The organism is Streptomyces sp. NPDC000075, from assembly GCF_040301925.1.
Lineage (GTDB): Bacteria > Actinomycetota > Actinomycetes > Streptomycetales > Streptomycetaceae > Streptomyces > Streptomyces polychromogenes.
This window is the reverse complement of record NZ_JBEPFL010000002.1, coordinates 1-18,400: the sequence shown is the minus strand read 5'-3', so window position 1 is coordinate 18,400 and position 18,400 is coordinate 1. Positions and strand designations below refer to the sequence as shown.

Below are 18,400 nucleotides of genomic sequence, written 5' to 3'. Positions count from 1 at the left end.
GACCCCGCGGACGCCTCAGATGCCGACGCCCTTGCCGCGCAGGTATTTCAGCGGGTCGATGTCGGAGCCGTAGGCGGGGCTGGTGCGCATCTCGAAGTGCAGGTGGGGTCCGGTGGTGTTGCCGGTCGAGCCCGAGCGGCCGATGCGCTGGCCGCCGGAGACCTGCTGGCCGGCCTTGACGCCGAGCGCGGAGAGGTGGGCGTACTGGGAGTAGCGGCCGTCGGAGTGCTTGATGACGACCTGGTAGCCGTAGGCCCCGGCCCAGCCGGCCGACTCGACGGTGCCCGGGCCGACGGCCTTGATGCTGGTGCCGGTCGGCACGGGGAAGTCGACGCCCGTGTGGTAGCCGCTCGACCAGGAGGAGCCGGCGACGTGGTAGGCCGTGCCGAGGGCGGCGTCGACGGGGGCGGTGAACCCGCCCGAGGCGGGCTTCTGCTCCGCTGAGGCGGGCTTCTCGGCCTGCTTGGCGGGCTGGGCGGGCTGCTCGGGCCTGGGCGTGGCGGCGGGCTTCTCGGCCGGCTTGGACGGCTCGGGCGCGGGCTTGGACTGTTCCGGCCGGGGCGTGCTCCCGGGCTTGGCGTCGTCCTGCTGCTGCTTGTTCGGTTCGACGGGCTTGACCGGCTCGGCGGTGCGCGGCGGCTTCTCGGGGTTCTGCGCGGGGGGCGCGACGGTGACCCGGAGGGTGAGCCGCTGGCCGGGGAAGATCAGGTTCGGGTTGCCGCCGACGGTCTCCCGGTTGGTCTCGTACAGGGCCTGCCAGCCGCCCTCGACGTGCTGCCGGCCGGCGATCGAGGACAGCGAGTCCCCGGGGGCGACGACGTACGGGTTCGGCAGGACGGTGGTGCCCGTCGGGCTGGGCATGCTGACGGGGGTGCCGGTGGTGGCCTTGGTCGGCTGGATCCGGTCCATGGGCGCCTGCGTCTGCGGCGGCTTCGCGGCGGGTGCCGGGGTCTTCGCCGAGGGCTGGGCGGAAGGCTTCGCGGAGGGCTTCGCGGAGGGTTTGGGGTCGACGGCCGGTGCGGCGGCGCTCCGGCTGAGCCCGGCCCGGGGTCCGCAGGCGGGCCAGGCGCTGGGGCCCTGTCCCCTGAGCACCTTCTCCGCGACGGCGATCTGCTGGTCCTTGGTGGCCAGGTCGGCGCGCGGGGCGTAGGCGGTGCCGCCGAATTCCCGCCAGGTGCTCTGGCTGAACTGGAGCCCGCCGTAGTAGCCGTTGCCGGTGTTGGTCTGCCAGTTGTTGGTCGATTCGCAGGCGGCGACCTGGTTCCAGGTGTCCACGGTGGCCGCCTGGGCGTCCCCGGCGCCGATGAGGGGGAGCGCGATACCGGCGCCACCCGCGGTGACAACGAGCGAGGCCCGGTTGATGCTGCTCGGCTGATACCGGCGGTGCCGGCCCCGTACACCCATGGGAGCCCCCCCTGGAAGACATCAGGAACCGCACAACCTAACGGCGCCCCGATGTCCTGACAAGGGCGACAACCAGCCGTTCCGCAGCCGTAGTTGACCCCCTCCGGCCTCAGCTGAGCGGGCCCGGCTGCGGGATCGGCGCGGGGCCGGGCGGCGGGGGCACCGGGTCGGGCTCGGGGAAGGGCGGCGGGACGGGCGGCACCGGTCGCGGCACCGGCCCGGGGTCCGGCAGCGGGGGGTTCGGGGAGGGGACGGGGTCCGGTTCGGGGACCGGGGGCTGCGTCTGCTCTGCGTTTCGCACCATAAACCCCACCTTCCCCGGATCTCAGCGCGTACGCCCCCCGAGCAGCGCGGCCGCCAGCCCCGGGGCGGGGCTGGACAGCACGGGCACCGGGGTCCGTACGAGGCGGGCGGCCCCGGCCATGGAGGCCTGGGCCAGCACGATGACGTCGGCGTCGGCGACACCGTCCGCCGCCCGGGCCACCCTCTCCAGGTACCCACCGGTGTCCCCGGCCTCGAACCGCTCCCAGGCCCCGTCGACGACCTCGCTGCGGACCGCCACGGGCCGCCCGCCGGCCTCCTCGGCCAGCAGCTCCCGGGTGGGCCCGAGCGTCGAGGCGAGCGCGGCCAGCACGACGATGCGCGGACCTCTGCGGACCGCCTCGGCGGCCATGGGCCGGTCCACGCGCAGCACGGGCACCCCGAGCCGGGGTCCCAGCGACTCGGCGACCGCGCCCACCGTCGAACAGGTGACGAGCACGGGCCCGCGCACCCCCTCCAGCACCTCGCGCACCTGCGCCGCCACGGCCCCGGGACCCGCCTCCCGCGCCCGGTCGAGCAGCCGGGGCACCACGAGGTGCCGCAGCTCGGCCCCGGGATGCCGCTCGTCGCGCAGCGCGTCGAAGACGGGCACGTGCACCGGCGAGGTGTGGAGCAGGGTCAGCCCCACCCGCGTCACCAGAGGTCGGAGTCCCGGTCCAGCTGCGCGATCGCCGCGTCGACGACCGAGGGCGGCGCCACGGGCGCCCGCTCCGGGTTCTTGGCGGCCCACCGCGCGGCATAAGGACAGAGCGGCACGACGGGCACCCCCTCCTCGGCGGCGATCGCGTAGAACCGGCCCACCAGGTCCCCGGCGATCCCCCGCCCCTCGTGCCCCGGCTCGACGACCGTGTGCACGGCCACGAGGGCGCGCGACTCCCCCTCCAGCACGAAGTAGGCGATGAAGCCCACCACCGAACCGTCCTCGACGGCCAGCAGCCGCCCCGCCTCACGCTCGTCCAGCAGCTCGATCGCCATGGTCCCCGACTCCCCTCAGACAGCCACCGCGTGGGGGCTGCGCTCCTGGTCCGTACCGGGCACGGGAGCGGACGGGTCCGCCCCCAGCTCGATGATCCTGTTGTCCCCGTCCACGTGCACGACGCGCGGCGTGAGCGCCCGCGCCTCGGCGTCCTCGACCTGCGCGTAGCTGATGAGGATGACCAGGTCCCCGGGGTGCACGAGGTGCGCGGCGGCCCCGTTGATCCCGATCACCCCGGACCCCCGCTCCCCCTCGATGACGTACGTCTCGAGCCGCGCGCCGTTGGTGATGTCCACGATGTGGACGAGCTCCCCCGGCAGCAGGTCGGCGGCGTCGAGCAGATCGGCGTCGACGGTCACGGAACCGACGTAGTGCAGGTCGGCCTGGGTGACGGTGGCCCGGTGGATCTTGGACTTGAACATGGTGCGAAGCATGAAGAATCTCCTGATGTGTCTGCTCCCTGCCCGCATTCCGCGGGTCAAGGGCGATGCCCGGAGCCTACAACGCCGGGCCCGGCCGGTCAGCCGTCCGCGGGGTTTCACGGGCCGGGCGCCCTTCGGGGCCGGGAGTGGGTGACGCCGTGTCAGGTGGCGGGGGGATGGGGAGACCAGCTCGTGTCCCGCACCGCCGGGCTTCTCCCACTCCTGTGAGGATCCGATGATCGTCAACCTGATGCGGCGCGCCCGGGGCGCGCTCGCCGTCACCGTCGCCGCCGGCGCCCTGCTCACGGCCGCCGTACCCGCCCAGGCCGCCGCCGCGCCCGCGCTCACCGCGGCCGGCGCGATCCTGGTCGACGGCTCCACGGGGGCCGTGCTCACGTCCAAGGCCCCTGACGTCAAACGTCAGATGGCGAGCACGACCAAGATCATGACGGCCGTCGTGGTCCTGTCCCGGCCCGGGCTGGACCTCGACCGGAAGGTCACCGTCAAGCAGCTGTACCTCGACTACGTGTACCGCAAGGGCGCGAGTTCGGCGCGGCTGAAGGCGGGGGCCACCCCGACGGTCCGCCAGCTGCTCTACGCGATGATGCTGCCCTCGGGCTGCGACGCCGCGTACGCCCTCGCGGACGCCTTCGGAACCGGCACGAGCACGGCCGGGCGCACCGCGGACTTCGTGGCGAAGATGAACGCCGAGGCGAAGGCCCTGGGGATGAGCGGCACGGTCTACGACAGCTTCGACGGCATCTCGCCCACCGGCGGCAACCTGACCACACCGCGCGACCTCGCGAAGCTCACCCGGCGGGCGATGGCCGACCCGCTGTTCCGGACGCTGGTGAAGACCGCCTCGTACGGCACCGGTGGCACCTCGGCCCTCGCGAGCTGGTCGAACACCAACCTGCTGGTCCAGCCCCGGCCCGCCGGATACGGGTTTCCGGGCGCCGTCGGCGTGAAGACGGGCACCACCACGGCCGCGGGCAAGTGCCTGGTCTTCTCGGTGACGCGGGGCGGCAAGACGGTCGTCGGCGTCCTGCTGGGCGACGAGGAGCGGTACGCGGACTCGATGGCGCTGTCGGACTGGGCCCTCGGCCCGGCCGCGGGTTCGCGGACGGCGCTGCGGCGCGGGCACACCGATCCGGTCCCGGACGTCCTCGACTGACCGTGCCGTGACGCGGGCGGGCGGGCGGCGGGCGGGGCGTTCCCGGTCATTCCTCGATCGCGCCGCCCGTCCGGCGCAGGTGCGCGCGGAAGGTGTACGAGGGGTCGGCGGCGCGGCGGGCCAGGTACTCGGCGAAGGAGGTCTGCTCGCGGAGGGTCTCGCCCGCGCGGATCCTGCGGGCCTGTTCGCGTTCGGTCGCGTGGATGCGGTGCGCCGCCTCCAGGACCTCCGGCGCCCGGTCGGCCGGGACGAAGAGGACGCCGTCGTCGTCGCCGAAGACGAGGTCCCCGGCGTCCACCAGGTGCTCCCCGAAACGGGCGCCGGTCAGGGCCCCGGGCCCGCGCTCGTCCAGGCGTACGGGGCCGGCCGGGCAGCTGCCGTAGCTGAAGACCGGGAGGCCGATGCCGGTCAGCTCCGGGGTGTCGCGGTGCAGGCCCCACACCACCAGTGCCGAGACGCCGGCGGCCCGGGCCTCCAGGACGGCCAGGTCGCCGACGCAGGCCTCGTCGGTGCGGCCGCCGTTGTCGATGACGAGGACGTCGCCCGGCCCGGCTCCGCCGAAGGCCTCCAGGAAGACGTCCACGCTGCCGTAGTGGCGCACGGGCAGGACCCGGCCCGCGGCGCGCCGGCCGGCGGGGACGGAGGCGATGCCGGGCGGTGCGGTGCGCAGCGGCACGCCGGTGCGGACGCAGGCGTCGGCGATCAGGGGCGTGGACAGTTCGGCGAATTCCTTGAGCATGGCGTTCTCCCGGCCCGGACGGAGGCGTGGGGCGATCCTAGGGGCGGGGTGCGCGTAGGGCTATGTGGCGCCGATGCGCACCAGGGCCAGGGTGATGTTGTCGGGTCCGCCGGCCGCGATGGCGGCCTTCCACAGTTCGAAGGCGGCCCGGCCGTCGTCGTGGGCCCGCAGGACGGCGTCGATCTCCTCGTCGGGCAGCGGGTCGGTGAGTCCGTCGCTGCACACCAGGTAGCGGTCGCCCGCGGCGAGGCCGGAGGCGCTCACGTGGGGCACGGGGGTGCCGGAGGCGCGGCTGCCGCCGAGGGTCTGGGTGACGGCGGAGGTGGTGCGCCGGCCGGGTTCCGGGGGCGGACTGTCGTCGACGCTGACCCGGCGCAGGCCGTCCGGGCCGGCGGCGTAGACCCGGCTGTCGCCCACGTTGAACACGAGCAGTGACTCCGCGAGGACGAGGACGCCCGCGACCGTGGTGGCCATGGTGAACAGCTCCGGGTGGCCCTCGGCGGCCGTGTTCACCTCGTAGTCGCAGACGTCCAGGGCGTCACGGAGGGTGTCCGGGCCGGTGAGGGTGGGGCCGAGGGCGGAGAGGCGGCGGGCGACCAGGGCACTGGCGACCTCTCCGGCGGGCTGGCCGCCGAGCCCGTCCGCGACGGCGACGACCAGGGGCCGGCCGAGGGGGAAGACGAGGGTCTGGGGGCTGTCGGTCACGGTGGCGCACAGCGTCCAGGGTCCGACGACGAGGCTGTCCTCGTTGTGCTCGCGGACCAGGCCGGCATGGCTGAGCGCGGTCACCGCAATGTACGCCACCCCCTCATTGTCGCTCGGCGCGCCGCAGGAGGCACCACCGGGCGACACGCCGGGCCGGCGGGAGCGGAACGGTGCGATCCATCGAGTTTCGGCCAAGCCAACTCCACTGGCGCGTCCACATCATGACCTCCTGTCAATACCCGTGCACCGAGCCGCTAGGATCCCGGGCTGTTGTCCAAGATCTTCCGCAACCGATCGTTTGAGGGTTCTGATGGTTCGAGAGGGATCGCCCGGCAGTCCAGGGCCCGCCTCACCCGTCGCATGGGCGCTGCCCGCCCTGGTGACCGCCGCGATATCCGCGGCGGCCGCGGCGCTGGTACCCGCCTCCGCCCGCGCCTCCGTCGCCTGGATCGGCGCCGCGGCCTGCGTGGCCGTGGCGCTGTGCTGCGCCGAGGCCGCCCGGCGCGGGCGCGCCGTGGCCTCGATGCGTGCCGTGGTGGCGGCGCGCGAGGAGGCCCTGGCGGTCCAGCAGGCGGAGACCGTGTGGCTGGCCGAGGTGCTGCTGCCCGACATCGTGGGGCGGCTGCGCAAGGGTGAGTTCCCCGAGGACGTGCTCACCTCCCTGGAGGACGACGACGTCCACCGGCCGGGCCTGACCCCGGAGTTCAGGGCGGCGCACCAGGCCGTGCTGCGCTCGGTGCTCGACGCCGTGGTCGCCGAGGAGGACCTGCGCGACTCCGCGCAGCGGGCCTTCGTGAACATCGCCCGCCGCGTCCAGGCGATCGTGCACCAGCAGGCCCAGGAGCTGCGCGAGATGGAGGACCGGCACGGGCAGGACCCGGCCGTCTTCGGAGACCTGCTGCGCCTCGACCACGGCACCGCGCTGATCGGCCGGCTCGCCGACTCCATCGCCGTGCTCGGCGGCGCGCGGCCCGGCCGCCAGTGGGGCAAGGCCGTCCCGCTGTACAGCGTGCTGCGCGGCGCCATGTCCCGCATCATCGACTACCAGCGCGTGGAACTGCACTCGGTGACCCAGGTCGCCGTCGTCGGCCCCGCCGTCGAGCCGCTCATCCACGCGCTGGCCGAGCTGCTGGACAACGCCACCCGCTACTCGCCGCCGCAGACGAGGGTCCACCTGACCGCGGTCGAGGTGAACTCGGGCATCGCCATCGAGATCGAGGACGGCGGCCTGAGCATGAGCGAGGAGGCCCGCAAGCGGGCCGAGCGGATGCTGCGCCAGGCACAGGAGGGCATCGACCTCACCGACCTGGGCGAGACCCCGCGACTGGGCCTGGCCGTCGTCGGCCGGCTGGCGCAGGCGTACGGCTTCCGGGTCTCGCTGCGCTCCTCGGCGTACGGGGGCGTGCGCGCCGTCCTCGTCGTCCCGCAGGACCTGATCACCACCGTCTCGACGGCGACCGGCGTCGCGCACGGCATCGGTACGTCCTCCGGCCCGCGCGCGGCCCTCCCGGCGAAGGCCGGGGCGTCCTCCGCCGCGCACGAGCCGCAGCAGCGGCGGGTCACGGGGCCGCAGGCGCCCGTGGCGGACGACGAGGGGCCCGTGGTGACCGAGCGGACCCCGAACGGCCTGCCGCAGCGCCGGCGCCGCAGCCGGGTCACCGCCGCGGCCGCACCGGCCGCCGTGGAACGGACGACGACCACCACCACCGCCGCCGTGGCAGCGCCGGAGCGGGCCGAGGCCCAGCCCGGGATGTGGCTCGCCGCGTTCCAGAGCGGCCTCTCCGGGGACACCCGGCCCGCCGGGAGCCACTCGGCGGACGACCAGCACACGCACACCTCGCCGGCTTCGGCGAGCAAGGGGGAACAGCCGTGAGTCAGCAGCAGAGCAACATGGACTGGATGCTCAAGGACCTGGCCGAGAGCGTCCCGCAGACCCGGCACGTGATCGTGCTGTCCGCCGACGGCCTGCGGATGGCCCAGCACGGGGCCGAGACCGACACCGCCGACCGGCTGGCCGCCGCCTGCGCCGGCCTGCAGAGCCTGGCCGGCGCGGTCGCCTCCGAACTCCCGCACGGCAGCGGGCGGATGCGGCTGGTCGTCATCGAGATGGACGGCGGGTTCTTCTACCTGATGGCCGCCGGCGCCGGGGCGTACCTCGCGGTGCTGGCCGACGAGGGGGTGGACGCCGGACTGATGGGCCAGCGGATGCGGGACCTCGTGGCGCGGATCGGAGAGCACCTCAGCAGCCCGCCGCGCAGCGACAGGCTGACCGCGTGAGCGACCCTGGCAACAAAAGCTGGGAAGACGGCAGCCCGGAACGCCTCTACGTGATCACGGGCGGCCGCAGTGAACCGCTGGGCCCCACCGGCCTCGACCTGGTGACGCTGATCGTCGCCACGTCGGGGCCCCGGCCCGGCATGCAGCCGGAACACTCGGCCATCGTGCGGTTGTGCCAGTCGCCGCTCTCGGTGGCCGAGATCTCGGCCTACCTCGGTCTGCCGGTGAGCGTGGTCACCGTGCTCCTCGCCGACCTCCTCACCGCGAAGCGCGTGATCTCACGCGCGCCCGTGGCCCCCGCCCGACTCCCCGACCTGGCATTGATTGAGGCAGTGATCGATGGACTTCGAAAGCTCTGAGCACCCCGCGGGGCCGCGGCGCGAGGACGTCCTGCCGGCGACGGCGACGGCCGCGGTCAAGGTGGTGATCGTGGGCGGTTTCGGGGTCGGCAAGACGACCCTGGTCGGCTCGGTGAGCGAGATCCGGCCACTGACCACCGAGGAGACCATGACCCAGGCCGGGGTCGGGGTCGACGACACGGCGGGGATCGAGCGCAAGAGCTCGACCACCGTGGCCATGGACTTCGGCCGGATCAGCATCAACGAGGAACTGGTGCTGTACCTGTTCGGGACCCCGGGCCAGCAGCGGTTCTGGTTCCTGTGGAACGGCCTGTTCGAGGGCGCCCTGGGCGCGGTGGTCCTCGTCGACACCCGCCGGCTGGAGGTCAGCTTCGACGTGATCGGCCGGCTGGAGGAGCGCGGCGTGCCGTTCGTCGTCGCCGTGAACAGCTTCCCCGACGCCCCCGTGTACCCCCTCGACGAGCTGCGGGGCGCCCTCGACCTGCCGCCGTCCGTCCCCCTCGTCGCCTGCGACGCCCGCCGGCGCGACTCCAGCCGTGACGTCCTGATGACGCTGATGCACTACCTGCACTCCCTCGCCGTGACCCCGGAGGCCTCGTGAGCACCCCCCAGCCCCCTTCCGCCCCGCCGCCGGGCTGCCCCGCGCACCGGCTCTACGGGCCGGAGGCCGAGGCCGACCCGATGGCCCTGTACGAGAAGCTGCGCGCCGAGCACGGGGCCGTGGCCCCGGTCCTGGTCCACGGCGACCTGCCGGCCTGGCTGGTGCTGGGGCACCGGGAGAACCTGGACGTCGTCCGCACGCCGTCCCGGTTCTCGCGGGACCCGCGCCGGTGGCGGGAGCGGCAGGAGGGCAACGTTCCGCCGGACCACCCGCTCTCCCCCATGACCGCCTGGCAGCCGGTGTGCCACATGGTCGACGGGGCGAACCACGAGCGTCTGCGCGGCGCGATCACCGACTCCGTGGAGCGCTTCGACCGCCGCGGCATGCGGCGCTACGTCAAGCGCTTCGCGGACCAGCTGATCGACGCGTTCGTGGAGACGGGCCGGGGCGACCTCGTCGCGGACTTCGCCGAGCCGCTGCCGATGCTGGTGATGACCCAGCTCATCGGTGCGCCGGAGTCCTACGGACCGCGCCTGGTGGAGGCCGCGCGCGATGTGATCCGGGGTACCGAGACCGCCCTCACCAGCAACGAGTTCATGACCGTCACCCTCCGGGAGCTCGTGGCCCGCAAGCGTCAGGCGCCGGGCCGCGACTTCACCAGCTGGGTGCTCGAGCACAACGCGCAGTTCAGCGACGACGAGGCGGTGGAGCACCTCAGGCTGGTGCTGATCGCCGGCTTCGAGACCACGGCCAACCTGATCTCGAACGCCCTGCGTCTGGTGCTCACGGACGCGCGGTTCCGCGCGAACCTGTCGGGCGGGCACATGACCCTGCCCGACGCGCTGGAGCAGGTCCTGTGGAACGAGCCGCCGCTCATGACGGTCATCGGCCGCTGGGCCACGGGCGACACGGAGCTGGGCGGGGCCCGCATCAAGGCCGGCGACATGCTGCTGATCAGCCCCGGAGCCGGCAACCGCGATCCGGAGGTCCGCCCCGACGCCGCCGCGCCCATGCACGGCAACCGCTCGCACCTGGCGTTCAGCAGCGGGCCCCACGAGTGCCCCGGCCAGGACATCGGCCGTGCCATCGCCGACACCGGCATCGACACCCTCCTCGCACGGCTGCCGGACCTCGAACTGGCCGTGCGCGAGGACGACCTGGAGTGGGTCTCCTCGCTCATGACCCGCCATGTGGTGGCCCTGCCGGTACGGTTCGCCCCGCGCGGGGTCACCGTCACGGGGTCCACGCCCGTGCCCGGCCGGCCTGCGCCGGTGCCGGCCGGGCCGGGGCCGGAGACCCGTCAGGGCCGTCCCTCCTGGCTGCGCCGCCTGCTGGGCCGGGCCTGACGGACCGGCCCCGCCTCAGGCGTCGAGCTGCTGCCACCACCAGGCGAGCGCCGGTACCGGCAGCGGCTCGGCGCTCGGGTCGCAGGGGACGTCCGCGTAGGTGATGTCGTACGAGGCGTCCGGCGCGGGGAGGGCGTTGCGGTTGCGCGGACTGGCGTAGCGCGGCGCCCGGCTCTGGTAGGCGATGTTGCCCGCGATCCAGTGCTCCACGGAGGTCAGGTAGCGCCCGAGCTGCTCGTCCGCCCGCCCCCTCAGCCGGTCCTGCAGGCGGACGAACAGGCTCATCGTCCGGTCCCGCAGGGCGGCCACCGCGGGCAGGGCCTGCGCGGGCGTGCAACCGTGCTCCCGGGCCAGGACGTTGACCACGTTCTGCTCCCAGGGCACCCGGTGGTCCTCCTTGTTGTACGAGAACACGTCGTTGTCGCAGCTGACGACGAACCCGGCCGCGTCGGTCAGGGCCTGGACCGGGGCGGAGTACATCACGTCGCCCGGCAGGTGGATGCCGTTCGCCACGTCGCACCAGGTCAGCAGGAACCGGGTGCCGCTGCTGCACAGCCGCGCGGCGGTGAACTGTTCCAGGGACGGCATGATGCCCCGCTCCGCGTTGGCCGTCTCCCAGGCCGCGCCGGACGTCCACTCCCGGATGCCGTGGGCGAAGCGGCGCAGCTGGCCCGGCCTGAGCATGCTCCGGGTACGGACGGCGAGGTCCTCCAGGGCCGCGGTGTGCGGACCGGGCGGCAGCAGACCGGAGCCGGGCGCCTCGACGGCACGGGCCAGCCGGGCGCCGTGCTCGGCCACCGCCGTGGCACCGGCCGTGCCGGAATCCGAGTCGTGCCAGTCGTCGGCGGCGAACGCCCAGTAGAGCCACTCGGCGTAGAGGACCACCGCCTCGACGTCACCGAAGGGGACGGTCCTCCCGGCGAGCTCGGCCGAGCGGGTGGCCAGGCCCCAGGCGCGCTCGACGGCGTCGGGGTAGATGCCGAAGGCGTCGATCCACTCGACGCAGCGCTCCTCGATCTCGGCCGCCTTCGGGTGGAGCAGCTCCCGCTCGAAGGGGCAGTAGAACGGGGGGAGTTCCCAGCCGATGCGGGAGGGGTGGTCCTGTTCGAGGTGTACGGGTGCCACGTCATTCACCCCCGCCCAGGCGGAACAGCAGCAGCCGGGTCTCCATCGCGTGGTCGCGCCAGATCCGGAAGAGCTTGCCGTGGGTGACCGTGGACTCCAGGAGCCGTTCGCGCGTCCAGGCGGCGGGCCTGCCCGCGGCCTCGACCCGGTCGAGTTCGGCCGTGTTCCAGGCCATCGACTGGACCCAGAACTCGGCGACCCGGTCGGTCACGTCCTCGCACTGCTCCAGCTCGAAGCCGGCCGCCTCGGCGGCGACGATGTACTCGGTGAGCGTGCCGAGGCGGGTCTTGTAGTAGCCGTCGATGAAGTCGGTCCACTCGGGCCGGCAGATGAAGTGCTCCTGGATGCCGAACCAGCCGCCGGGCTTCAGCGCGCCGGCGACGACCTGGAAGAGCCGCTCGCGGTCCATGTAGCCGGAGCTCTCGTTCGCGTAGGCGGCGTCGTATCTTCGGTCCGGGGTGAAGTCGTGGACGTCCGCGAGGAGTGGGGTGACCCGGTCGGCCACCCCGCCCCGGCGGGCGAACTCCTCGATGATCGGGACGTGTTCCGGGGTCACCGTGATGCCGGTGACCGACGTCCCGTGTTCCTGCGCCCAGTAGAGCGAGCCGCCGCCCAGCCCGCAGCCGATGTCGAGGAGGCTGGCGGGCGGGTTGGCGTAGGCGCCCCAGGTCCGGGCGGCGTGGTCGACTATGGCTTCCTGGGACTCCACGATGCGGCTCTTGAGGACCCGTTGCGGGACCGTGGTGTTCGGCGCCGTGCCCGGGGCGAAGAGTCCCATGTGGAAGTGGACCCGGGGGCCGGGCCCGTACTTGTGCAGGATGTCGGCCGTCTTGCGGCTGTAGTAGAGGGGAATCTGCGTCTCGTCGAATGCCCGGGGATCGGCGGGGGTGTGCATGACGAGGTGACTGTCCATCGGTTCTCCGGTCCTGCGTGATGTGGGGATGTTCGGACGGCCGCCCCACGGTGCCCTGAGTGATCGACAAAGGGGGGTGATCACTCAGGGGTTGAGCATAGTCACAGCAGAAACGGTCACATTTTTAGCAGAGTCGAACCAATGGGCCGGTGTGCTCAGATGCCGGACGCCCACGCTCCGATAACGAACCCGCCGTTCTCCTCCCGGACTTCGAAGGCCCCGGATCCGCCGAAGTGGGCGGGGACGACCAGTTCCCGGCGCTCGGCGGCTCGCCCCAGGGTCCGCAGGCGGGTGTCCGCCGCCCGCGCCGCGTCCATGCAGAAGCAGCTGTTGCGGGAGGGCCGCAGGACCTGCACCGGGCTGTGCAGCATGTCCCCGACGAAGACCGCCCGGTCGGAGCCGGAGGCCAGTCGCAGCACCGAGGAGCCGGGGGTGTGGCCGGGGGCCGCCTCCAGGGTGAGGTGGTCGTCGATGCGGTGGGAGTCCTCCCAGAGGACCACCTGCCCGGTCCGGTGGACCGGGGCGACGCTGTCCTCGTAGACCAGCCGGTCGATCTCCCGCGCGCCCCCGCCGTACCCGCCGCGCGGCCCGAAGTGGGCGTCGTCGGCGGCCGGGACGAGGTAGCGGGCGTTGGGGAAGGCCGGGACCCACTCCCCTCCGGCGTCCACGGTGTTCCAGCCGACGTGGTCGGCGTGGAGGTGGGTGTTGACGACGACGTCCACCTCCTCGGGCCGGACGCCGGCCGCCGCCAGGTCCTCCATGAAGGTGCCCTGCCGCTGGTGGAAGAGGGGCGAGCCGGGGCGCTCGCGCCCGTTGCCCGCCCCGGTGTCCACGAGGACGGTCCGGCCGCCGCTGCGCAGCACCCAGGTCTGCAGGGCGAGTACGGCCAGGTCGGCTTCGGGCTGCCAGTGGTCGGGGACCAGCCAGTCCTCGTTCTCCTTCCACACGTCGGCGCCGGAGTCCGGGACGAGGTCCCGGGCGGCCGCGAAGGGCCCGCGGGCCTCGATGACGCGGGTGATCTCGACGTCCCCCAGGACGAAGGTCTGCGTGTTCTCGTTGGTCATGTGCACCACCCTAAGCAGCGGGAGTGAGCCGCCCAATGCGCGTTCCGCTCAAGCGAATACGCGTTCCGCTCACCGGCGCCCGGCGTCGGCGGTACCCTGCGCGCATGGACGTGGTGAGCGACGCGATCTCCGCCGTCCGCCTCGGACGGCCCTCCTCGGACCGGGTGCGGGTCGGCGGCACGTGGTGCGTACGGCTGGACCCGTACGAGGGGGCGGGCTTCCACGTGGTCCTGGCGGGCAGTTGCTGGCTGCTGGCCGACGGGGGCGAGCCCGTGCCCCTCGCCACGGGCGACGCGGTGCTGCTGCCGCACGGGGCGGGACACGTGCTCGCCGGCTCCCCCGTCGACGCGGCGGCCGCGGAGCGGGCCCTGCCGCTGGAGCACTACCGCGAGGCGCGGGGCGACCGCGCCGCGCGGCCGGGCCGGGAAGCGGTGGAGATGCTGTGCGGCAAGTACCGGCTCGACCGCAGCCGGGTGCACCCGCTGCTGGCGGAACTGCCCGGCGTGGTCCGCCTGCCGGGCGGCGCGCACGCCGAACTCCAGTCGGCCATCGCCCTGCTGAGCGGAGAGGTGGACGCCCGGCGCCCGGGGTCCTCGATCGCCCTGCCGAGCCTGCTCGACCTCCTCCTCGTCTACATGGTCCGCGCCTCGGTGGCCGGGGCGGCGCCGGGGTCCTGGTCGGCCGCCCTCGGCGATCCGGTGACGGCCGCCGCCCTCCAGGCCATGCACGCGGATCCCGCGGCCCCCTGGAGCGCGGAGCGGCTGGCCGCCGAGGCGGGGGTCTCCCGCCCGACCCTGGTGCGCCGGTTCACCCCGCTGGTGGGCCGTCCCCCCATGGCGTACCTGACCTGGTGGCGGCTGACGCTCGCGGCCACCCGGCTGCGCGACACGCCGGACTCGCTGGCCGCCATCGCGGCCCGGGTCGGCTACGGCAGCCCGTACGCCCTGTCGCACGCCTTCGCGCGGGAATTCGGCACCACGCCGGGCCGCTACCGGGCCGCACTCGCCGCGACCCCGGTCTGAACCTGTTCAAACGAGCGGATACCGTGGGTCCCCTGGATGTGCCCGGAGTGCGCAGGCCCGCCGGGCATCCGTCTGTCCGAGGAGTTCACATGGCAAGCCAGACCCGTACCGCGCTGGTCGAGGACCTGATGGAGCGCTTCCCCCACGTGCCCCGGGAGGCCGTGATCAAGGAGGACCTGCTGCGGGGCGGCATGGCCTTCGACGAGTCGGCGCTCAGCGGCGGCGGGGCCGACGGGCCGGGCGGCGGGGACGTCAAGCCGAAGTCCTACTTCATCTTCTCCTTCGACCACCGCACCCTCCCGGAACTGGGCGCCGCCGCGCTCAACCGGCCGCCGGAGGAGATCGTCCTCACCGGCGGCCCCTACGGGCTGCGCCGCACGGTGGTGTCGGTACGTGTCAACCCGGACTCGCCGTACGTGGTGCGCGGCGGCGAGGACGGCACGCTGGGCCTGTATTTGGACGGAGCGCGGATCTCCGACGTCGGGCTGCCGCCGATGCCGGAGTACTACCGGCACAAGCTGTCGAACGGCAAGTCGGTGATGGAGGTCGCGCCGACCATCCAGTGGGGCTACCTGATCTACCTGACCGTCTTCCGGGTGTGCCAGTACTTCGGCGCCAAGGAGGAGTGCCAGTTCTGCGACATCAACCACAACTGGCGCCAGCACAAGGCGGCGGGCCGCCCCTACACCGGGGTCAAGCCGGTCGAGGAGGTGCTGGAGGCCCTGGAGATCATCGACCGGTACGACACGGCGGGCATCTCGCGGGCGTACACCCTGACGGGCGGTTCGATCACCTCGCAGGTCGGCGGGCGTGACGAGGCCGATTTCTACGGCCACTACGCGAAGGCCATCGAGGAGCGCTTCCCCGGCCGCTGGACCGGCAAGGTCGTCGCCCAGGCCCTCCCCCGGGACGCCGTGCAGCGCTTCCACGACTACGGCGTCAAGATCTACCACCCGAACTTCGAGGTGTGGGACCGCCGGCTGTTCCAGCTCCACTGCCCAGGCAAGGAGCGCTACGTCGGCCGCGACGAGTGGCACCGCAGGATCCTGGACTCCGCCGAGGTGTTCGGCGCGCGCAACGTGATCCCGAACTTCGTGGCGGGCATCGAGATGGCGGAGCCCTTCGGGTTCACCAAGGTGGGCGAGGCCATCGAATCGACCACCGAGGGCCTGCGGTTCTTCATGTCGCACGGGGTGGTGCCGCGCTTCACCACCTGGTGCCCGGAGCCGACGACCCCGCTGGGCAAGGCCAATCCGCTGGGCGCCCCGCTGGAGTACCACATCCGGCTGCTGGAGGCCTACCGGGCGACGCTGGAGGAGTTCGGCCTGAGCTCCCCGCCCGGGTACGGGCCGACCGGTCCCGGGCGCGCGGTGTTCTCCGTCAGCTCGTTCATGGACAGCCTGGAGGGGCTGGAGCAGCCCGGGGGCGACGCACCCGCCGCTTCCTGACCTCCTCTTCCGCTTCTCCCCGCCCAGCACGGCCCCAGGGGCCCGGTCCGCACGGACCGGGCCCCTTCGCCGTGCGGCGGGACTCCCGGTCCCGGTTCCGGACCGGGAGTCCCGCGCGGGAAGGTAGCAGCCTTCCGCAGGCCCCGGCCGATGTTTGTCCGATGGTGATGGTCCTTCCGCGACGGCGCCGCGACGGGCACTAGCGTCCCGTGCCACCCAGCCCACCGAGCGAGGAGGCAGTGTGCTGTCATTGCGGCGGCGATCCACCGGCGGCCTGTCCGCGGCCACGAGGTACACGATCGGGAGCGGCCTGGTCATCACCGCACTGGTGGTCACGCTGGTCGCGCTGCTGATCCCGGTATCGAAGTTCGGCGACCGGGCGGCGGCCGCGCCGGCGGGGTCCGCGGCCCTGCCCGCCGGGGTCGAGGACGACGGCGCCGGGACCATGAGCACGGCGTACGGGCCGCTGAGCGCCGTGGACCGGGACTTCGTCCGCAAGGTACGGCTGGCCGGCCTGTGGGAGCTGCCCGCCGGGCGGCAGGCCCAGCAGCGCGGGACCCGGCCGGCCGTCCGCACCGCCGGGCAGCACCTGGTGGAGGGGCACACCGAGCTCGACCGGCAGGTGCTCCAGGTCGGCCAGGCCCTCGGCGTGGACCTGCCCGACCGGCCGTCCGCGCAGCAGCAGGCCTGGCTGGACCAGCTGACGGCCGCTCAGGGCCCCGAGTACGAGCGGCTCTTCGTGCAGTTGCTGCGCCGGGCGCACGGCAAGGTGTTCGCGCTGCTGGCGCAGGTGCGGGCGCAGACCCGCAACTCGATGGTGCGCTCCCTGGCGACCTCGGCCAACACCACCGTCCTGGACCACATCACGGTCCTGGAGGAGAGCGGGCTCGTCGACTTCGACTCCCTCTCCGACGCGACGCCCGCGCCCTCCTCGCCCGGTCCCGCGCGCCCCCAGGGGGCCTCGTCCCCTCCGATGTCCGACCGACGATACGAAGTGAAGTGATCGCATGAGTCAGCAGGGCCACAGGCGCCCCCGGTTGTCGAAGAAGCTCCTGGCCGTGGTCAGCGCCCTGGTACTGGGCGGCGGCGGGGTGGCGATCGTCGCCGGCAACGCGAACGCCGGCCAGGACGCCTCCCGGACCGGGCAGGTGACGGCCACCATCGACTGCCCCGACGTGGGCGACAAGCTCACCGCCGTACCCGACGGGGCCAGGGCGGAGGTGGACGAGAACCTCGCCCGGCTCGACGTCCAGGTGGCCGACGCCTACCGGCAGCTCGCCGGGGGCCAGGTCAAGGGCAAGACGCAGCAGGACGCCCTGCTGGGCCGGCTGCGCGACCAGCGCGGTACGACCATCTCCAAGGTGTCCGAGGCGATAGGCCGCTCGGGCGGGCGCGACGAGGGGCTGGGGGCGCTCAGCCGCTGCTCGATGAAGGAGGCCTCCGCACAGGACGACGCGGCCGCCGACGGCGCCCGCAGCGTCGGGCTGAAGGGCGGCCCGGCGAAGAACGACTTCGTCGACATCACCACGGTGCGGCCCAACGTGAAGGCCCCCGCGAACTCGGCGGCCGCCTCCAAGGGCTCCTTCACCTCGGAGTGCGGGCGCAACGAGAACGGCCACTTCAACCCGGACAACGTGATCGTCGCGCCGGGCGTTTCCAACGGCGCGCACCACATGCACGACTACGTGGGCAACAAGACGACGAGCGCCTTCTCCACGAACGACAGCCTCGCCGCCTCCGGGACCACCTGCGCCAACGGCGACCAGTCCACCTACTACTGGCCCGTGCTGCGGCTGCGCGACGGGAGGGCGGAGCGCGACGCGAAGGCCCCGGGCGGCGGGCAGGACGCCAACGTGGGCACGATCCTGCGGCCCAAGGTGGCGAGCATCAGCTTCAAGGGCAGCCCGGCCGGCCCGGTCAAGGCGATGCCCCGGTTCCTGCGGATCATCACGGGCGACGCGAAGGCCTTCAGCAACGGCACCGCCAACGCCAACGCCTCCTGGAGCTGCACCGGTTTCGAGGACCGGCAGCTGAAGGACAAGTACCCGGTGTGCCCCAAGGGCAGTGACGTGGTGCGCACCTTCACCTTCCAGAGCTGCTGGGACGGCCGCAACACCGACAGCGCCAACCACCGTACGCACGTGGCCTTCCCGGACGCGTCGGGGCGCTGCAAGAAGGGGTTCACCGCCATCCCGCAGCTGGTGGAGCGGATCACGTACGGGGTGGCGCCCGGGGCGCGGTTCGCGGTGGACAGCTTCCCGGAGCAGCTGCACAAGCCGGTGACCGACCACGGTGACTTCATCAACGTGATGTCGGACGCCCTGATGGCCCGGGCGGTGGGCTGCGTCAACAGCGGGCGGTCCTGCCGCTGACCTGCGCGGAGCGCGCGTACGGCCGGGGGGGGGGGGGGCGGGGGCGGGGGGGGGGGGGGGGGGGGGGGGGGCGGGCGCGCCGCGCCCGCCCGGGGAGAGGGGGAACCCAACGCCGCGGCGGGGGGGGGGGCA

20 protein-coding genes are annotated in these 18,400 nt (G+C 73.5%); 10 read left to right on the top strand and 10 right to left on the bottom strand.

Annotated features, from left to right (window positions below; translation table 11 throughout):
* Nucleotides 1-15 precede the first annotated feature (15 nt).
* The 5 genes from ABT403_RS02250 to panD form a co-directional block, all read right to left on the bottom strand.
* Complete coding sequence (locus ABT403_RS02250) at nucleotides 16-1,404, bottom strand: transglycosylase family protein (RefSeq protein ID WP_344157053.1); 1,389 nt, start codon at nucleotides 1,402-1,404, stop codon at nucleotides 16-18.
* 109 nt (nucleotides 1,405-1,513) lie between these two features.
* Nucleotides 1,514-1,708, bottom strand: a complete 195-nt coding sequence (locus ABT403_RS02245) for a hypothetical protein (RefSeq protein ID WP_344157050.1) — start codon at nucleotides 1,706-1,708, stop codon at nucleotides 1,514-1,516.
* A gap of 21 nt (nucleotides 1,709-1,729) precedes the next feature.
* Complete coding sequence (locus ABT403_RS02240; RefSeq protein ID WP_344157047.1) at nucleotides 1,730-2,353, bottom strand: aspartate/glutamate racemase family protein; 624 nt, start codon at nucleotides 2,351-2,353, stop codon at nucleotides 1,730-1,732.
* 5 nt (nucleotides 2,354-2,358) lie between these two features.
* Nucleotides 2,359-2,700 carry a GNAT family N-acetyltransferase gene (locus ABT403_RS02235; RefSeq protein WP_344157043.1) on the bottom strand — a complete coding sequence of 114 codons (342 nt, stop codon included), beginning with the start codon at nucleotides 2,698-2,700 and terminating at the stop codon, nucleotides 2,359-2,361.
* Between the two features lie 15 nt (nucleotides 2,701-2,715).
* Nucleotides 2,716-3,135, bottom strand: a complete 420-nt coding sequence (panD, locus tag ABT403_RS02230) for an aspartate 1-decarboxylase (RefSeq protein WP_344157040.1) — start codon at nucleotides 3,133-3,135, stop codon at nucleotides 2,716-2,718.
* 223 nt (nucleotides 3,136-3,358) lie between these two features.
* Here panD and ABT403_RS02225 point away from each other — a divergent pair, with 223 nt between their 5' ends.
* Nucleotides 3,359-4,297, top strand: a complete 939-nt coding sequence (locus ABT403_RS02225) for a D-alanyl-D-alanine carboxypeptidase family protein (RefSeq protein ID WP_344157038.1) — start codon at nucleotides 3,359-3,361, stop codon at nucleotides 4,295-4,297.
* A 46-nt stretch (nucleotides 4,298-4,343) separates the two neighbouring features.
* Here ABT403_RS02225 and ABT403_RS02220 read toward each other — a convergent pair whose 3' ends face one another.
* Both ABT403_RS02220 and ABT403_RS02215 read right to left on the bottom strand, forming a co-directional pair.
* A complete protein-coding gene (locus ABT403_RS02220; protein ID WP_344157035.1) occupies nucleotides 4,344-5,036 on the bottom strand; it encodes an RraA family protein in 693 nt (230 codons plus the stop codon).
* Nucleotides 5,037-5,096: 60 nt separating this feature from the next.
* Nucleotides 5,097-5,840 carry a PP2C family protein-serine/threonine phosphatase gene (locus tag ABT403_RS02215; RefSeq protein WP_344157032.1) on the bottom strand — a complete coding sequence of 248 codons (744 nt, stop codon included), beginning with the start codon at nucleotides 5,838-5,840 and terminating at the stop codon, nucleotides 5,097-5,099.
* Nucleotides 5,841-6,051: 211 nt separating this feature from the next.
* Between ABT403_RS02215 and ABT403_RS02210 the strand changes: the two genes are divergently transcribed.
* From ABT403_RS02210 to ABT403_RS02190, 5 genes are read left to right on the top strand one after another with little or no spacing between them, the layout of a single operon-like run.
* Nucleotides 6,052-7,614, top strand: a complete 1,563-nt coding sequence (locus tag ABT403_RS02210; protein WP_344157029.1) for a sensor histidine kinase — start codon at nucleotides 6,052-6,054, stop codon at nucleotides 7,612-7,614.
* Nucleotides 7,615-7,631: 17 nt separating this feature from the next.
* Nucleotides 7,632-8,018 (top strand): roadblock/LC7 domain-containing protein, encoded by a 387-nt coding sequence (locus ABT403_RS02205; RefSeq protein WP_344158902.1) that lies wholly within the window; start codon nucleotides 7,632-7,634, stop codon nucleotides 8,016-8,018.
* A complete protein-coding gene (locus tag ABT403_RS02200; protein WP_344157026.1) occupies nucleotides 8,015-8,377 on the top strand; it encodes a DUF742 domain-containing protein in 363 nt (120 codons plus the stop codon). Before ABT403_RS02205 ends, ABT403_RS02200 begins: the two co-directional genes overlap by 4 nt.
* Nucleotides 8,358-8,978 carry a GTP-binding protein gene (locus ABT403_RS02195; protein ID WP_344157023.1) on the top strand — a complete coding sequence of 207 codons (621 nt, stop codon included), beginning with the start codon at nucleotides 8,358-8,360 and terminating at the stop codon, nucleotides 8,976-8,978. The genes ABT403_RS02200 and ABT403_RS02195 overlap by 20 nt, the downstream gene beginning before the upstream one ends.
* Entirely contained in the window at nucleotides 8,975-10,324 is a 1,350-nt protein-coding gene (locus tag ABT403_RS02190; protein ID WP_344157020.1) for a cytochrome P450, read from the top strand. The genes ABT403_RS02195 and ABT403_RS02190 overlap by 4 nt, the downstream gene beginning before the upstream one ends.
* Before the next feature lie 15 nt (nucleotides 10,325-10,339).
* Here the strand turns inward: ABT403_RS02190 and ABT403_RS02185 are convergent, their stop codons facing one another.
* The 3 genes from ABT403_RS02185 to ABT403_RS02175 all read right to left on the bottom strand — a co-directional run bounded on the left by ABT403_RS02185 (nucleotide 10,340) and on the right by ABT403_RS02175 (nucleotide 13,426).
* On the bottom strand, nucleotides 10,340-11,449 hold the full coding sequence (locus ABT403_RS02185) for a terpene synthase family protein (RefSeq protein ID WP_344157018.1): 1,110 nt from the start codon (nucleotides 11,447-11,449) through the stop codon (nucleotides 10,340-10,342).
* Between the two features lies 1 nt (nucleotide 11,450).
* On the bottom strand, nucleotides 11,451-12,362 hold the full coding sequence (locus ABT403_RS02180) for a methyltransferase domain-containing protein (protein ID WP_344157015.1): 912 nt from the start codon (nucleotides 12,360-12,362) through the stop codon (nucleotides 11,451-11,453).
* A 155-nt stretch (nucleotides 12,363-12,517) separates the two neighbouring features.
* The gene (locus tag ABT403_RS02175) at nucleotides 12,518-13,426 is read right to left on the bottom strand and encodes an MBL fold metallo-hydrolase (protein ID WP_344157012.1); all 909 of its coding nucleotides are present in this window, start codon (nucleotides 13,424-13,426) and stop codon (nucleotides 12,518-12,520) included.
* A 104-nt stretch (nucleotides 13,427-13,530) separates the two neighbouring features.
* Here ABT403_RS02175 and ABT403_RS02170 point away from each other — a divergent pair, with 104 nt between their 5' ends.
* From ABT403_RS02170 to ABT403_RS02155, 4 genes are all read left to right on the top strand, one after another.
* Nucleotides 13,531-14,448 carry an AraC family transcriptional regulator gene (locus ABT403_RS02170; protein WP_344157009.1) on the top strand — a complete coding sequence of 306 codons (918 nt, stop codon included), beginning with the start codon at nucleotides 13,531-13,533 and terminating at the stop codon, nucleotides 14,446-14,448.
* An 89-nt stretch (nucleotides 14,449-14,537) separates the two neighbouring features.
* Nucleotides 14,538-15,896: a radical SAM protein gene (locus ABT403_RS02165; protein ID WP_344157006.1), complete on the top strand. Its 1,359-nt coding sequence runs from the start codon at nucleotides 14,538-14,540 to the stop codon at nucleotides 15,894-15,896.
* 241 nt (nucleotides 15,897-16,137) lie between these two features.
* On the top strand, nucleotides 16,138-16,899 hold the full coding sequence (locus ABT403_RS02160) for a DUF4142 domain-containing protein (protein WP_344157003.1): 762 nt from the start codon (nucleotides 16,138-16,140) through the stop codon (nucleotides 16,897-16,899).
* 4 nt (nucleotides 16,900-16,903) lie between these two features.
* Nucleotides 16,904-18,268, top strand: a complete 1,365-nt coding sequence (locus ABT403_RS02155; protein ID WP_344157000.1) for a DUF1996 domain-containing protein — start codon at nucleotides 16,904-16,906, stop codon at nucleotides 18,266-18,268.
* The last annotated feature ends 132 nt before the right edge of the window (nucleotides 18,269-18,400 follow it).

Bases quoted from the DNA above. Each gene is read 5' to 3' on its own strand.
- ABT403_RS02250 (WP_344157053.1), bottom strand. From the start codon at position 1,404: ATGGGTGTACGGGGCCGGCACCGCCGGTATCAGCCGAGCAGCATCAAC.
- ABT403_RS02245 (WP_344157050.1), bottom strand. From the start codon at position 1,708: ATGGTGCGAAACGCAGAGCAGACGCAGCCCCCGGTCCCCGAACCGGAC.
- ABT403_RS02235 (WP_344157043.1), bottom strand. From the start codon at position 2,700: ATGGCGATCGAGCTGCTGGACGAGCGTGAGGCGGGGCGGCTGCTGGCC.
- panD (WP_344157040.1), bottom strand. From the start codon at position 3,135: ATGCTTCGCACCATGTTCAAGTCCAAGATCCACCGGGCCACCGTCACC.
- ABT403_RS02225 (WP_344157038.1), top strand. From the start codon at position 3,359: ATGATCGTCAACCTGATGCGGCGCGCCCGGGGCGCGCTCGCCGTCACC.
- ABT403_RS02220 (WP_344157035.1), bottom strand. From the start codon at position 5,036: ATGCTCAAGGAATTCGCCGAACTGTCCACGCCCCTGATCGCCGACGCC.
- ABT403_RS02210 (WP_344157029.1), top strand. From the start codon at position 6,052: ATGGTTCGAGAGGGATCGCCCGGCAGTCCAGGGCCCGCCTCACCCGTC.
- ABT403_RS02205 (WP_344158902.1), top strand. From the start codon at position 7,632: ATGGACTGGATGCTCAAGGACCTGGCCGAGAGCGTCCCGCAGACCCGG.
- ABT403_RS02195 (WP_344157023.1), top strand. From the start codon at position 8,358: ATGGACTTCGAAAGCTCTGAGCACCCCGCGGGGCCGCGGCGCGAGGAC.
- ABT403_RS02180 (WP_344157015.1), bottom strand. From the start codon at position 12,362: ATGGACAGTCACCTCGTCATGCACACCCCCGCCGATCCCCGGGCATTC.
- ABT403_RS02175 (WP_344157012.1), bottom strand. From the start codon at position 13,426: ATGACCAACGAGAACACGCAGACCTTCGTCCTGGGGGACGTCGAGATC.
- ABT403_RS02170 (WP_344157009.1), top strand. From the start codon at position 13,531: ATGGACGTGGTGAGCGACGCGATCTCCGCCGTCCGCCTCGGACGGCCC.
- ABT403_RS02165 (WP_344157006.1), top strand. From the start codon at position 14,538: ATGGCAAGCCAGACCCGTACCGCGCTGGTCGAGGACCTGATGGAGCGC.
- ABT403_RS02155 (WP_344157000.1), top strand. From the start codon at position 16,904: ATGAGTCAGCAGGGCCACAGGCGCCCCCGGTTGTCGAAGAAGCTCCTG.